The 14,867-nt window shown below is 45.8% G+C and carries 11 protein-coding genes and 1 pseudogene; 7 read left to right on the forward strand and 5 right to left on the reverse strand.

All coding sequences use genetic code 11. The features are described from left to right. From C8R34_RS16520 to C8R34_RS17105, 4 genes are all read right to left on the reverse strand, one after another. Nucleotides 1-2,036: DUF4347 domain-containing protein (locus tag C8R34_RS16520; RefSeq protein ID WP_181415502.1), on the reverse strand; the 2,036-nt coding region annotated here is incomplete at its 3' end. Between the two features lie 195 nt (nucleotides 2,037-2,231). Continuing rightward, nucleotides 2,232-3,212: a tetratricopeptide repeat protein gene (locus tag C8R34_RS12230; RefSeq protein WP_258364490.1), complete on the reverse strand. Its 981-nt coding sequence runs from the start codon at nucleotides 3,210-3,212 to the stop codon at nucleotides 2,232-2,234. Nucleotides 3,213-3,432: 220 nt separating this feature from the next. Beyond that, complete coding sequence (locus tag C8R34_RS12235; protein ID WP_110341083.1) at nucleotides 3,433-4,161, reverse strand: phage tail protein; 729 nt, start codon at nucleotides 4,159-4,161, stop codon at nucleotides 3,433-3,435. A gap of 676 nt (nucleotides 4,162-4,837) precedes the next feature. Next, nucleotides 4,838-5,467 carry a PEP-CTERM sorting domain-containing protein gene (locus C8R34_RS17105; RefSeq protein WP_258364491.1) on the reverse strand — a complete coding sequence of 210 codons (630 nt, stop codon included), beginning with the start codon at nucleotides 5,465-5,467 and terminating at the stop codon, nucleotides 4,838-4,840. 289 nt (nucleotides 5,468-5,756) lie between these two features. Here C8R34_RS17105 and C8R34_RS12245 point away from each other — a divergent pair. From C8R34_RS12245 to C8R34_RS12265, 5 genes and pseudogenes are all read left to right on the forward strand, one after another. Further along, nucleotides 5,757-6,516 (forward strand): annotated as a pseudogene (locus C8R34_RS12245) (IS5 family transposase). A 22-nt stretch (nucleotides 6,517-6,538) separates the two neighbouring features. Continuing rightward, complete coding sequence (locus C8R34_RS12250; protein WP_110341085.1) at nucleotides 6,539-7,096, forward strand: sugar O-acetyltransferase; 558 nt, start codon at nucleotides 6,539-6,541, stop codon at nucleotides 7,094-7,096. Then, nucleotides 7,066-7,386 carry an integrase core domain-containing protein gene (locus C8R34_RS17110; protein ID WP_110341088.1) on the forward strand — a complete coding sequence of 107 codons (321 nt, stop codon included), beginning with the start codon at nucleotides 7,066-7,068 and terminating at the stop codon, nucleotides 7,384-7,386. The genes C8R34_RS12250 and C8R34_RS17110 overlap by 31 nt, the downstream gene beginning before the upstream one ends. A 127-nt stretch (nucleotides 7,387-7,513) precedes the next feature. After that, complete coding sequence (locus tag C8R34_RS12260; RefSeq protein WP_110341090.1) at nucleotides 7,514-7,702, forward strand: hypothetical protein; 189 nt, start codon at nucleotides 7,514-7,516, stop codon at nucleotides 7,700-7,702. A 178-nt stretch (nucleotides 7,703-7,880) separates the two neighbouring features. After that, entirely contained in the window at nucleotides 7,881-10,943 is a 3,063-nt protein-coding gene (locus C8R34_RS12265; RefSeq protein ID WP_110341092.1) for a tetratricopeptide repeat protein, read from the forward strand. Nucleotides 10,944-11,278: 335 nt separating this feature from the next. Here the strand turns inward: C8R34_RS12265 and C8R34_RS17115 are convergent, their stop codons facing one another. Beyond that, nucleotides 11,279-11,410 (reverse strand): hypothetical protein, encoded by a 132-nt coding sequence (locus C8R34_RS17115; RefSeq protein WP_258364492.1) that lies wholly within the window; start codon nucleotides 11,408-11,410, stop codon nucleotides 11,279-11,281. On the opposite strand from C8R34_RS17115, the gene C8R34_RS17120 reads away from it, so the two are divergent. After that, nucleotides 11,367-11,570 (forward strand): transposase domain-containing protein, encoded by a 204-nt coding sequence (locus tag C8R34_RS17120; RefSeq protein ID WP_375342129.1) that lies wholly within the window; start codon nucleotides 11,367-11,369, stop codon nucleotides 11,568-11,570. The genes C8R34_RS17115 and C8R34_RS17120 overlap by 44 nt on opposite strands. 297 nt (nucleotides 11,571-11,867) lie before the next feature. Then, on the forward strand, nucleotides 11,868-14,399 hold the full coding sequence (locus C8R34_RS12280) for a glycosyl hydrolase-related protein (protein ID WP_207896475.1): 2,532 nt from the start codon (nucleotides 11,868-11,870) through the stop codon (nucleotides 14,397-14,399). Nucleotides 14,400-14,867 lie beyond the last annotated feature (468 nt).

Here is a 14,867-nt window from a genome sequence, read left to right on the forward strand (position 1 = left end):
TGGTTAATGGCGGCTTTGTCGGTCGCGCTCAATGTCAGCGTAAAAGCCGTGCCGGAAGTGATTTCGACGTTTGCCGTATCGGTCAACGTATAAGTTGTTCCGCCTTCACCGGTGAACGTGAATTTATTGGCAACGATGTCATTGGTGGCGCCGTTTACGCCCAGAAAACCGGTTCCAGTGACCGCCAATGCGCCGGTGCTGGCATTGTAGGTCGATGATGTGATGGCAGGTACGGCAACGTTACTGACAGTAATGCCGTTGCCCGTGGCATCAGAGGTATTAGCATTGCCGATCACCGTGTTCCAGTCGTCGGCGGCAGCCAGGTTGTACGTGGTGCCACTGGTAGAACTGGTGCCATTTTTATTGCTAATCTGATTAATCGCGGCTTTGTCCGTTGCGCTTAGCGTAATGGTAAAAGCCGTGCCGGAGGTAATCTCGACATTGGAGGAATCAGTCAGGGTATAGGTCGTGCCACTTTCGCCGGTGAAAGTGAATTTATTGGCGGTGATATCGTTGGCAGCGCCATTGGCGTTTACGAAGTTCGTTCCGGCCACGACTAATGCGCCGGTGCTGGCATCGTAGGTGGCGGACGTGATGGTGGGTGTTTGTACATTACTGACGGTAATTCCATTTCCGGTGGTATCGGCATTACCGGCTTGAGAAGGATTCCAATCAGCCGCAGCGGCGATATTAAACGTGGTGGCATCGACGGCGGAAGTGCCATTCTTATTCAGCAATCCCTCCACATGCGTTTGATCTGTGGCATTCAGGGTCACGGTGAAGCCGGTTGCCGAAGTGATCTCAACGTTAGCCGAAGTGAGGGTATAAGTGGCGCCGCCTTGCCCGGTCAAGGTCAGTTTGGTGACATCGATATCGTTGGCAGCACCTACTGTGGCGGCCATGTTGGTGCCGGTGACTACCAGTGAATTAGTGCTGGCATCGTAAGTGGCGGATGTGAGGGTGATGGCTGGTTGGAAAATAAAATTCTCGAACAATACGCCATCCTGCCCGGGTGTTCCGCTATCGAAAAAACCGGGAGTCGTTTGCCGGACACGGATTTCGTCAACATAATCAAAGTCGGAGGACATGCCATGAATTTCATGAATATTGAAAGCACTGAGAGTTAATGACTGCGTGGCGACTTGTACTCCATTGCGAAAGCCCACGGCTTCCATCGAGTTGAATACGCCGTTTCCTTCAGTCGTTGTTAGTGACACCAGATCAAATTCTCCGCCGTTGGCGGTGGCGAAGACAAACCAAGTTCCCGTCGTGGCACTAGTGTTTCCATCATTTAGTCCGATACCTACCGAAACGCCCGAGTTAAACTGAGAAAGTGAATCATATAAACCGGCAGGGCTGGATAAATTGACTAATGAGCCAAAAGCTATTCCGATGCCGGAGTCGGTGCCTTTGATGGTCAGGTTGCCGTAGCCGGTGGTTCCCTTGGTATAAGTTGCAAGCGGTTCACCTGAAAGCTCATTTTCAGCAAATGCAATCGTTTCAGTCGCCAGGGTGCCTGTATAGCTGTCTAAAGCGCTTTGTGCAAGAATCTGCGGCAGATGGATCTGCCCGCAATGGAATGCGAGTTCCCAGTTTCCCCCGAGAGATTTAGCACCGGTTAGATCGACAGAAGCGGCGATACTTGCCTGGATCGTTGCGCTGAGCTGGCGGACGAATTGTTGTCCGATAGTGCCTTTGGCCACATGGCAGCCGTACAATATAACTTCTGCTGTTTCTGAGAGCGCGCTGCGCCAGGATTGTAAAGCAGGCTGGTAGGCAGCGAGTGAACTGCGGTTTAACGCGGCGTTGCCAAGTATCACTTCGGCTTGATTCCCATGAGACAGGATATGGACACTGTCTACATTGGAAGACTGGCTCAGCACGTCAGTAATTTGCTGTACGCCGTCCTGATCGGCATTCAGTATGACAACTCTTGTTCCCGCTTTAACGCCGTCAATCAAAGTCTGGTAATTGGCTACGCCACTGTCAATGAATAGAATAGATTGTTGGGGTTGTATTGTTTGAGTAGTCATCATTTCATACCTATATTGTCAGTTTCATTGAGGAGCTGCTGATTAAGCCGTTATTTCATGATTACTTCAGTAAAACAGTTGCTTATTTGTTTTTTAACTTGACATGGCAATAATTACATGTGTTCAATGGCCTTGCAATAAATATTACATGTGAGAGTAATAAATATTACATCTGTGTGTACAAAATGTGACGTGTGTTCAGTGATTTTCCAGCAAATGCTGGGCGACTTTATGGTCAAGTTCAGCAAGCCATGTTGCTGGCATAACGGCTAATATTTGCTGCAGCATCTCTTTTGCTGCATGGATTTCTTCCGGATTTTCTGATCGTTGCACGGTTGCTGAAAGCCACACATAGGCTTTTGCCAAATTCTCAGCGGATAATTGATTGGTTGCCGAATCGGGTTTTGCGTCAAAAAAATGCTTACCTGTCTGAAAATAGGCTGGTACATATTTTAGTACAGCGGCTTGTTCAAACATTTGTCGGGCTTTCTGAGGTGTATGTCCTGGTGATAAGCCTTTATCCATGATAATACCTAAATAATAAAAGGCCTCAGGGCTTTGTTTTTGTGCAGCTGCTTCAAACCAGCGATAAGCTTTCTGTATATCCTGAATGGTTGCATCACCTTGCAGATAAAATTTCCCCATCCATATCTGTGCTGGAATGGCGCCTTGCTGTGCGGCAGGATGACAAAGCTCAAGCGCTTTGATGGGATCTTTTGGGAATCCTTTGCCGGTCATATAGAGATTGCCCAGATGGCAATAGGAGTGCGTGTGTCCTACCTGAGCTGCTTTCTGAAACCAATTCGCTGCTGCTGCGGGATCTGCCGGGCGATGCATGCCTTCTTCAAAACAAATGCCGGTCAGATGCTGAGCTGTCGGAATGCCACCTTGTGCTGCTTTCTCAAACCATTGGCAGGCAATAGCTTTGTCCACTGTCCGTCCCCAGCCGTTTTGGTAAAAAAGACCCAGAGAAAATTGCGCCAGTGCGTTTTTATCATCGTTGGCTGCTGCATGATATCTGGCAAATGCTTTTTCAAAATCACCCGCTGCTAGTGCTGCTTGGGCATCCTTCATGATTTGGGTGTTGTCTGTTTGCGCATTTGCGTTTTCTTCAGGCAACAGCATTGCCATGCACAGAAATATCAACAAAGCATTTTTCATTGTTGTTAATGGAATCATCGGTTAATTGCCGTCAGTGGCGGATTGATCCGATTGCTGTTTAATTAACCGACGATTCTGTAAAGTAATCCAGCTAGATGGCAGGCCGTTGAGAAACTATCTGCGTTGCCGCTACGGTGTTAAAAACAGGCTCAAAATGCTCATTTATTATGCATAAACTGCGCTTTCTCGCCTGTTTTTGCCTTGTATCGGCTGCCTCGAAAACGTTCTTCAACGATCGCTAAGGCCGCGAAGGAAAGATTCCCTCGACTGCAATAATGCAGTTAACCGTGTTGTATGGTTGCATGATTGAAAATGGTAGAGATCCTCCGGCAGGACCGGCAGTCGCCGTGGTAACTGTCGTAGTTGCCACATTGACGCCACTGAGCGTAGTTTCAATGGAAGCTTGATTCATACTCACACTAGGTGCGGTTGTTGAGGAATATATCTTGGTCAGCGCTGGAGACATTGCAATTGCGCCGCTTCCTGGCGTATTGGTATCACCAGCCGCATTGACTGCTTTCAATGTCGAAGTCGCGGATGCACCAGGAGCAACCACCGAGGTGGAAATTGAAGTCGCATTGACTTGATGAGAATGGGTAGGCATTTGATTAGCCGTCAGCGTAATACTCTCGGAACCCGCCGTTTGTCCCATCGCAAAGTTTGAGCCTCCTGCAGATTGGCCCTGATGTACAGGTACTTTGCCACGCATGTCGGGTAAGGCAAAAGTGCTTACGCCATCGCCGCCATATGTGACACCAAGCAAGGCAAACATTGCTGAATATTGATTAATCGGCAGTAATTGTCCATTACATGGAAGCCAACCCCGAGGCGCGAAATTAAAAGCAACGTAATTAATCTCTCCAATAAATGGTTCCATACCTGCTGTAGCGTTATCAGGCATTGCAGCAAGGAGCGCCATCGCTGTCGTAACAGTAAAAAAACCTTGTGTCTTTTTGGTGAATTTCATAGGTTATTTCCTTCTCGTTAAGATTTTAATTTCGTATATAACAATTGCCGCGATAAATATTACCTGTTTTTTTGATATAAGGAGATCTTTGCATGGCAGCGAGAGTGGGATTCATATGATTCTCTGCAATCTTTTATTTGTAAGTAATTAATATCTTGTGAAGTAAGGGCTATTCACATTTTTGGAATGTACTCTTTTTTATGGAGTCATAAAAAACTTATTTGATTCATTTTTTTCTATCTAGTGAGATTATAGGAATCTATACTTCCAAACTGACCAACATTGGACTTATTAAGTTAATCAGGTGCTGTTGATTTTAATGGTTCCTAATGGTGTTGGTATTATCTTAAAATACTAAGAACGCTGATTAATTCGGTAGACGAGATGAAGCACGAGGCGAACGGAACATAGCAACCTTGACATATAATAAGATAGGCGAGGATGCGAGTGCCGCGCAACGAAGTGATTCGCTCATATAGTCAATTAATCAGCATTTCCCTAAATAAATGCTGCAGTAACTAATATTAAGGAAGCAATGCACTATTTTGTTACACTTTAGTTACTTATTGACCTATACACCATATTTCTCGCAAGGAATGGGTAACTCTCTATTTATTATTAGTAGCAAACAAAAACGGGAGCCTAAGCCCCCTTTCTGGATCAAATCAAATCTAATTTAAACTGCTGATTCTTTTCTACGACGTGCCATGAAACCCAGTAGGCCAAGACCTGTTAACAGCATAGCGTAGGTTTCTGGCTCAGGAACAAGTGAGATATTATCGATGATTTCAATCAAACCTATATTTATATCGGCACCGCCGCCTGTATATGGGTTAAATGAAGGGTCAACATATGAAAAAATCGCTGAATCAAAAGAATCTCCATTGAAGCTAATTGATTGATTCATTTCATCATCACGATTAAGCACGACTGATGAGAAACCTACCAAAGTTGCACCATTGAATACTTGCAATAATGCCAGGTCTCCTGGATTTGTAAAAAAAGGATCGTCATTCCCAAACGCCATTGAAATAACAGACGTAGGTGAAAAGGTCATTTTCAAAGCATTACCATTCGAATCATCATTTGCTGCTATGGCCTTTCCGTTACTCTGAAACTGATAGTCATCAACCTCCATATATCCAGATGTGACTGTATTGTAGAAACTAATTCCATTTACTGTATACCCATCAGCTTTAACGCCCGTTACTTCAGAAGTAAAGTTAACGGCTGCAGCTGCAGCTGCAGACAAAGAAAGCAAGCACCCTGCCGCTAAAGCTGTGAGTTTTAACATTGCAGTTTTCATTTCATTCTCTCCCAGAAATTGTTTCAGAAATTAGATATAGAGTAAAAAAGTTAAATGAAAAATTATTATCTTTACTCTAGCTTAAAGCATTAATATTTATTATTGATAATAAAATCAACATTTATTCAATTATCATTTTTGTATATTAACTTTAAAATGCTTGAGAAAAAATATAAAACTTACTTGTGAGAATCACTAGGGTCTGTAGACGTTTTGATATAAACATTTAATAGATAATAACAAACTCGTAATATTGGGGTTCCTATACTACCAACAAAACGAGTTTGCGATGCCCCGATTGATACTCAATGATGAGTTCTGGTCGAAGCTGGGGAAGACTCTGCTTCAAGAAGCGATTTATAACAAATGCAATCTGCGCATGACAGTGAAGGTATGCTCTATCGAATGCGGGTTGGCTGCCAGTGGCGAGACTTACCTGAGGCTTTGGATGCTGGAATTCCATTTACAAAAGATTCAATGCGTGGTCATTAAGCAGTAAATGGTTAAGGATTTTCAAGGCGCTGTCTATTGATCCGGATTGTGAATGGGAATTTATTGATAGCAGCTATATTAAAGCGCACCAGCATAGTGTAGGGGCAGCGGGCAAGAAGCCGCAGGCGATCGGGAAAAGCCGCGCAGGCAATACCACAAAGATTCACTTGGTAGTTGATAGTTATGGTTTACCAGCCGAGTTTGAAATCACTGGTGGAGAAGTCAATGACTGTTCTATGTCACCTGATTTGATTGCCAAACTGCCTGACGCGAAAGCGATTGTTGCAGACAAAGGCTATGACAGCGAATGTATACGAGAACAGGTAACGAAGGAAGGGGTTCGAGCTGTGATACCGAGACAGCGCAATTTGTTAAAAGGTAACGCAGGTATGGATCGGTGTTTGTATAGAGACCGACATTTGGTGGGAAATGCTTTTGCCTGGATAAAGCAGTATCGGGCAGTAGCGACACGATACGACAAGCTGAAGAGAAGTTTTGAAAGTATGGTGGCTGTGGCATGTGGATATCTGTGGCTATTCATGTGGATCAAATGTTGAATGCTTAGCTTAGGAAAAAAAGATGACTGAAAAAGAAAAGATGTTAGCTGGGAAGCTTTACAATGGGTTTGATCCGGAACTTGTTGCTGAGCGAATCCGTGCCCGGGAGCTGTGCCATGCGATCGGTGCATTATCGCCGAGAGCGCCAGAGGCTGAGCGTGCGGAATTATTAGTTCAATTGTTCGGTCGACATACTGATGCCTATATCACACCGCCTTTCTTCTGTGACTACGGACGCAACATACAATTGGGGCGTAATGTGTACTTTAATTTCAATTGCGTAATTCTTGATGGGGCGCCGGTAAAGATAGGCGATAACGTAATGTTCGGACCTGCTGTGCAGATTTACACAGCATCACATCCCTTGAAAGCAGAAGAGCGGCGCAGTGGTTTGGAATTTGGAAAGGCAATTGTCATTGGCAACGATGTGTGGTTGGGAGGTGGTGTCATCGTCTGTCCAGGAGTCACTATTGGGAACAACTCAGTTATCGGGGCTGGAAGCATCGTTGTGAGAGATATTCCTGCAAACGTTTCTGCTGCCGGTAATCCATGTCGTATCCTGAGAGAACTAGAACAATAGTAATATGCTTCGAAGACAGAAGTGGCCTCGCAAATTCGGACAGTCGGATAAGTGGTAATTTTGCTCAACTCAAGCCATGTAATAGGCGGCAAAAAAAGAGCGAGAGTATGAGAAGGACGAGAAGGAATCACGCAGCGGGATTCAAAGCCAAGGTGGCATGTGATGCAAAACAAGACTTAGAAAAATATTTCATGTTCTACAACCAAAACAGACCTCACGCTGCAGTTGACGACAAAACGCCAAATGAGTTCTACTTCGATAACCTACCTGTAATGCAAAAAGCAGGGTAGGCATTAACGCAAGATTTCCGCTTAAGAAATGCAAAAAACTGTCCATTTTAATTTCACCTTTAAGCAAAATCAGATGTTTTCTTGATCGTTCAGCAGCTTATATGCCTAATCATCCAGTTTGCGTATAATGAATTTTAGCAAAAAAGAGCGTTTATTTTTCCTATGCGCTGCAGCAGGGCGAGCGTACTGGGCAGCCAATTTATTCCATATTACTTCTGTTCAGGGCAGAGAAGGAGTGGTGTTTGTGGATGGCTTTTTTGAGCCGCAAGCATTGCAATCGCTGGCACGAATGACGCAATCGGGAAAAAACGCATGAAACCCATTGGCATTCGGATGTCGAGCCGAATGGCTATTAGTGTTGATGCGGCTGCCAATCGTGCGCGGCAGTTGAATTATTTGTTGTAGCCGAAAGTGGTTAAAGCAGAGGATGCAGCTACACCGAGTAAGGGGAATGTTACGTTGCAATAACCTTTCTTAAAAGTATTCCCATTATCATGACGAAACGTTCACGGACAAAGAAACCGTGCGGCGGAGATAAATCCCCGCAAAATGATCTTTCCATTGCTATAAGATATCATCAATCTGGGCAATGGGCAGAGGCGAAAGCGGTATTACAGCGTCTACTACAATCGCACCCCGCCGAGGTGGATGCAATACATCTTCTGGGTGTGTTGGCCGCTGAGCAAGGCCAATACGAAACGGCCATAGCGCATTTTCACCAAGCGATCGCTATTACACCCACACAGGCGATCTTCCATAGTAATTTGGGAAACACATTTCTACAGTGTGGACTCTTAAGCGAGGCTATTGCGCGTTATCTACAAGCCCTAAAGCTTGATCCGAACTATACCTTGGCACGGAAAAATCTAGCGATTACCTGTGAACGGCAATTGGATTCGGGTATCGCGCATCAGCAAGCAGGTCGGTTAGTCGAAGCGGAAACCTGCTATCAGGACGTTTTACAAGGGCAACCGGAGCGTGCTGATGCCTGGCATCTATTAGGATTGCTTGCCTCAGAGAGGGAACAATATGAATCAGCCATTGAAAAAATTAAACGATCAACCACGTTAAAACCGAATGCGGCCAATTTTTATAACAGCCTTGGAACTGTTTATTGTAAACAAAGAGATTTTGTTAATGCTATTGAATGTTATCAACAGGCGATCAAATTGCAGCCTGACTTGTTAATAGCACTTCAAAATATGGGGCAGATCTATTATCAGCAAAAGAATTTTGTTGAAGCGGAAGCGGTCTATCGGAAGGTGTTGGCGATTAACCCAGACTCTTTAGAGTTGTTATCTTTACAGGGTACTCTATTGAAGGATACTGGCCGAAGCACCGAAGCCGAGGCTGCTTATCGTAAATTGCTAACAATCAGACCGGATGACTGTCAAGTTAACTTCAAGCTGGGGAACTTATTAGTGTCTCAGAAGCGCCTTCATGAGGCAGAGGCATGCTATAAGCAGGTATTATCAGTGCAGGAAGGTTTCCTTCAGGCCCTTGGTATGCTTGCCTATTGCCATGCATTGATGTGCGATTGGTCGCGCTACGCCGAAACCAGAAAACGCTTGTCCATGGCCGTACAGGAGGGAATTTTATGTGTAACTCCTTTTATATTTTTGAACTTCTCAGATGATCCCTTCGAACTGTTGACCTGTGCAAAAATAAGGGCAAATAATAAATTTTATAGCGTTTCGAATGTGCAGAAGATACCTATGTATCGTCATAAAAAAATCCGTCTAGCCTATGTGTCACCTGATTTTAAAAAACACCCGGTAGCCTATCTGATTGCCGATTTGATCGAAAGGCACGATCGGTCTCTTTTCGAAGTGATCGGTGTTTCCATTGGCCCTCCTTCTGGAGATAAATGGCGCAAGCGATTGGAGCAAGGTTTTGATCAATTCCTGGATGTGCAGGGCTTATCGACTGAGACCGTACTAGGCAAGATGCGTGACCTTGAAATCGATATCGCAGTGGATTTGGCGGGTTATACAACCCACTCACGGCCGGAAATATTTGCCCGCCGCTTGGCGCCGGTACAGGTCAATTATCTCGGTTTTCCCGGCACCATAGGGGCGGATTTTATCGATTACCTCATCGCCGATCGGTTCGTTATACCGGAGGCCTTGCAATCAGCATATTCAGAAAAGATCGTCTATTTGCCCGATACCTTTCAAAGCGCAGCAACGCGTCAGATCGCCGAAACCCTGCCATCTCGAACGGCATACGGTTTACCCGAGAAGGGGTTTGTTTTTTGCTGCTTCAATAATAGCTACAAGTTTCATCCACCTGTTTTTGATGTTTGGATGCGCTTGCTGGCGCAAGTGGAAAACAGTGTTTTGTGGTTATTGAAAGAAAATGATGCCGTGGAAAAGAACCTGAGGAGTGAAGCTCAGATACGTGGAATTAGCCCTGACCGATTGGTATTTGCTCCACGAAAGCCTCTGCCGGAATATTTGGCCAGTTATCGCCATGCAGATCTGTTTTTGGATGCCTTTCCTTATAACGCCGGGACTACGGCGAGCGATGCTTTATGGGTGGGGCTGCCGCTGGTTACTTGTGCAGGACGGACATTTGTGAGCCGGATGGCAGGAAGCCTGCTATTGGCGGCTGGTCTTCCGGAACTGATTACCGAGAACCTAGAAGATTATGAAGCGCGGGCGCTACATTTTGCAACCCATCCGGATGATTTGGCGGCATTAAATCAGAAGCTAATAAAACACCGCACGAGTCATCCTTTGTTTGATGTCGAGCGTTTTCGCCGTCACATCGAGGCTGCCTATCAAACCATGTGGGAGACTTGGCAGCGGGGCGAAGCGACCAAGGCATTTGCCATCGAGCCCATTGAAGCATCCTCGGCAGCATCCGCTGAGGGTGCGATAACTGGTCATTATCTCAGTGAGACTCCTGAACCAAAGACTATTGAAAATGTTTCTGAACTTATACCAGAGCAAATGAAGAAAAAAAATCTGCTCCATGTTGGCTGTGGTCCAGCAAGAATAGAAAAGTTGCCCCGATTTTTTCATAATCCAGAATGGCAGGAAATACGCCTTGATATCAATGCAGCCTGCCAACCGGATATCGTTGCGAGCATGACTTCGATGCCCCAGGTTGCTGATGACTCGATGGCTGCCCTTTTTTCCTCGCATAATTTGGAACACCTGTATCCTCACGAAGTGCCCTTAGCATTGAAGGAGTTCCGTCGCGTCCTGGATGAGTTCGGCTTTGTCTTGATCACGCTTCCGGATTTACAAAGTGTAGCCGAATTGGTTGCTCAGGATAAACTGGAAGATACCGCGTATGTTTCGCCTGCCGGCCCCATTGCGCCGGTCGATATTCTTTATGGTCATCGTGCGTCGTTAGAGCGAGGTAATCTATTTATGGCCCATCGTACCGGATTTACCGCAAAAACTTTGACCAATGCCTTTTTACTGGCGGGTTTCGCCCAAGTTGCCGTCCAGCGGGATGGTCGGTTTGGTCTATGGGCGCTCGCCTTTAAGAAGGAACAATCCGAGGAAAAGCTTGGCATGATGAGTAAGGCCTTGTTTCCTTTGTAGGTACATTCAATTTGAGATGGTTTGCTGGGGTCATAAATTAGGTTCTGTCGCATTAATCTAGGTCTTCAACACAATACGGGTAGACTGTTGATATCGAAAAAATGGGGAAGCTACATGCTGGTTGTAAAAGGAATGCGCTTTCCGATTGAGGTGATTTTGGTCTGCATTCGCTGGTATGCGGCGTATTCGTTAAGTCTTCGTAGGCCAGCTTGAGAGCATGAATAAGATTTTTGCCTTGAAAGCTTCTATGCTAATGGATGTTCTTATCGAGCGAAGCTCGGCAGATACTACGCGCAGAAAAAAAACTGTCGATCCTGCAATCGTTGTACGACTGGTTACTGAAAACCCGTGTCCAAATCGCCGATGGCGGCGGTACCGTCAAAGCCATCGACTACACCTTGAAGCGCTGGCAAGAAAAACTGGTTGTTCACCGGTTCAGAACGCGCCGGAAAACGTGTCGTCGCCATTCAAACCCTACTCGGCACCGCAAAACTCAACGGCCTCAACCCCGCAGAATGGCTAACCGACGCCCTCGAAAAACTCCCCACTTGGCCTAACAGCCGAATCGATGAATTGCTGCCGTTCGCACCGGAGGATATTGAAGCATTAATGAAGGAGTGTGGATAGGTGGTGGGGTTGGAGGGATACCTTTTAACCAGGCACTACTGGCCTGAATTAATAACTGAATCTATTTTTTGCCTTTCTTCAAGACTTGAACATTTTTTGTGAGGATGTATATTGGTATGGCTTGTTATTGATTCTCCTTGCTTCTTATCGATTATTCTATATAATTTACAATAAGTTAAAGATCGTAACACTCCGGTGAGTTTCTGCCAATGCGGATTATTTAACGCTCGCCAGCTTGGATAAGAGAGACATCAATCGAGTCTGATTTTATCTTTTCTATACATGTCAGGGGTTACTATGAAAAATTTCATTTCAAGTTTTTTTGTCTTTTTATTGGCGCTCTTACTTGCGCAAGGCGCATTTGCACAAAAGCGCATTTATCTTGCGCCAGATGATCATACCGATTACATGTGGAGAGGAGATGAAGCGGAATATGAAAATGCTTTTCTGACAATGACCGATTACTACCTCAATCAGATGGATGCGACTGAAGGAAGTCCTTCGCCGTATCAAGCGCGCTGGAATGCCGACGGCAGCTTCTGGATGTGGGTTTATCAAGAGAACCGCACAGCAGCGCAATTTCGGCGATTGATTGGTCGCATTAAGGACGGGCATTTTAGTGTGCCGCTTAATGCGCTGGTGCTGTCAAATGGCGGAACGCCGGCAGAAGCGGTTTTGCGCGGAATGTATTATCCGGGATTAATTCAGCGTAATTATGACGTTGATTTCCCGCTGGCGGTTGCGATGGAGAATCAGACTTTGCCTTATGGCTTATCTTCGCTGTGGGCTGGCTCTGGGGCAAAATATTCGTGGAAGGGTGTTTGTAATTGCGCCTCGCACGTTCCTCATCTGAGCAACCGTGACCGTGAGATTTATTATATGGGTGGACGCGATGGAAGCCGGGTTTTAATGAAGTGGCACTCGCTTCTGCTCAATCATGGATCAATTGGCGGTTATGCCGAGGGGCGTATTCCCTCCGAATCGGTCAATTTTGTCGATACTGATGCTGAATTCAAGGCGCGTTATCCTTTCCCGGTCATAGGTATTTTTGGTCAAGGAGAGGATGATTTAAGAACGACAGACAATGTGTTTGTTACCGCTGCGAAAAATTTAACCAATGCAAGTCGCAAGGTCATCGTATCGAACCAGCTGGATTTCTTTAAGGATTTTGAAACCAATCATGGCGTAGGACTGGAAACCTTTGCGGCTAGCTACGGCAATGAATGGGAGCTCTATTCAGCCTCGATGTCGGAAGTTTCGGCGCGGGTTAAGCGCGCTTTAGAAAAACTGCGAAGTGCTGATGCACTTGCCACACTCGTTTCCTTGAAAAATCCTGCGTTTATGGATATTCGGATTGCAGCGCGGGACAAAGCAATGCTCAATTTTGGCTTGTACTTTGAACATAACTGGACAGCGGATGGTAAAGTATTGCGCAACGCCAGGGCAGAGTGGCAGCGTAAAATCCAAGGTGAGATTACGGCTTACGTCGACACGCTGTACAATGATGCAAAAGGTCAGCTTGGCACAATGATTGCACGAAGTGGTGACAATCCAAGGTTTTACGTGTTTAACAGTTTGAGTTGGGCGCGAACCGATTATGCGGATTTTCCCGTCGCCAATAAAAACCCGGTTTACGTGATTGATGTGACGACCGGAAAACAAGTGCCATCGCAATATGTAACGTTTAATGGAAAAATTCGCCTAAGGATTCTGGCAAGTAATGTCCCTTCGGTTGGCTATAAAGTGTTTGAAGTCCGAAGTGGTGCGGGAACTGCATTTGCAGATGCGGCGACTGTCAGCGGCAATGTCATTGAGAACGATTTTTATCGCATTACAGTTTCAAATACTGGCGCGATTACTAGCCTGATTGATAAAACCAGAGGAAATCGTCAATTTGTTCGCACGATCAATGATCGGACGATTAACGACTTGGGTGGAATTGACGGAAGTCTGATAGTCGAGAACGCCGGTCCCGTGAGTGTAACGCTACGGGCAAATTCTGTGAATCCGTATTCGCTGGTTTCACGGATTACGCTGATTCGTGACAGCAACCGCATCGAATTTCGTAACAGCATCATGCAGAATTTCGGCCAAACGTTGACATGGGGTTATTCATTTAACATCGATGCACCCAATGTCTGGCACGAAGAAGTCGGTGCGGTTATTCGCGCCAAGCTGCTAGCCAATGGCGGTCATTATTCGCCGCGCAATGCGCGATATGATTGGCTGACCATCAACCACTTCGCCGACATATCCGGCGGCGGTGTCGGTGTAACGCTTTCAAACGCTGATGCTTATTATATGAAATTGGGTAATAGCACACATACTGTGTTTGATACCAGCACGCCGCAACTCAATATTCTGGCGGGTGGGCAAGTTGACGGACCGGATTTGGGAATTCCTGATCAGGGCGGGGATTCGCAGTTTTTGCAGCGATTCGCCTTGCAAACGCACGGCGTGTTTAATCAGACAGCGGCGATGAAATTTTCGCTTGAACACCAAAATCCGCTTGTGGTAAACGCAATTACCGGAACAAATCCGTCTTACGATGAGAGAAATTACTCATTTTTAACCATTTCCGATCCGGATGTTCTGTTGTGGGCATTGAAGCCTGCCGAAGATGGAATCGATCAAGGTATTGTAACGCGAGTGTGGAATCAGGCAAATGCGGCGCGGGATTACACTTTGTCGCTTGCGCCAAAGATTTTAGCAGGAAGAAGAACCACGCATATTGAGACCGATATTGACGCTGCCACCATTGTCAGCGGAAATTTATCGGCATCGCTCACTGCTAACCAAATACAAACACACCGCTTGCAGCTTCAGTAGCTGCATTGATGATATAAGATTGGGATGGGATTTATACAGCAGGTAGCTCTTTCTGGCTGGTAAGATCCGACTGAGTTACTTGCTGGGCAGACTTAGACTGCAATACTTCGTTTTCTGGCCGTCTTCGGAATCGATTTGGAATCGGGCCACAAATGGCAGCGACACTTATTGCCAGCAGGCGACAGCCCAGAACATTTAAGGAATGAAGCTGCATTAGCAGCTTTATGTGGAGCAAGTCCACTTCTTCAGGCATCCTCCGGAGAAACTACTCGCCATCACTTAAATATCGGAGATAACTGATTTGTAAACAACCAGTTGTTGACTATCGCGATGGTGCGCGTGTGCAGTAAACCGAGAACCCAAGCCTATGTGAAAGACTTCTGCACAACCTCGAAAATTTTGCTGTATCCACAGAGAAAAATTTCTAAAAGGCATTTGTCACGCATGCCACTGGCAAAAAGTGAAGTT

The organism is Nitrosomonas sp. Nm84 (assembly GCF_003201565.1).
Classification (GTDB): Bacteria; Pseudomonadota; Gammaproteobacteria; order Burkholderiales; family Nitrosomonadaceae; genus Nitrosomonas.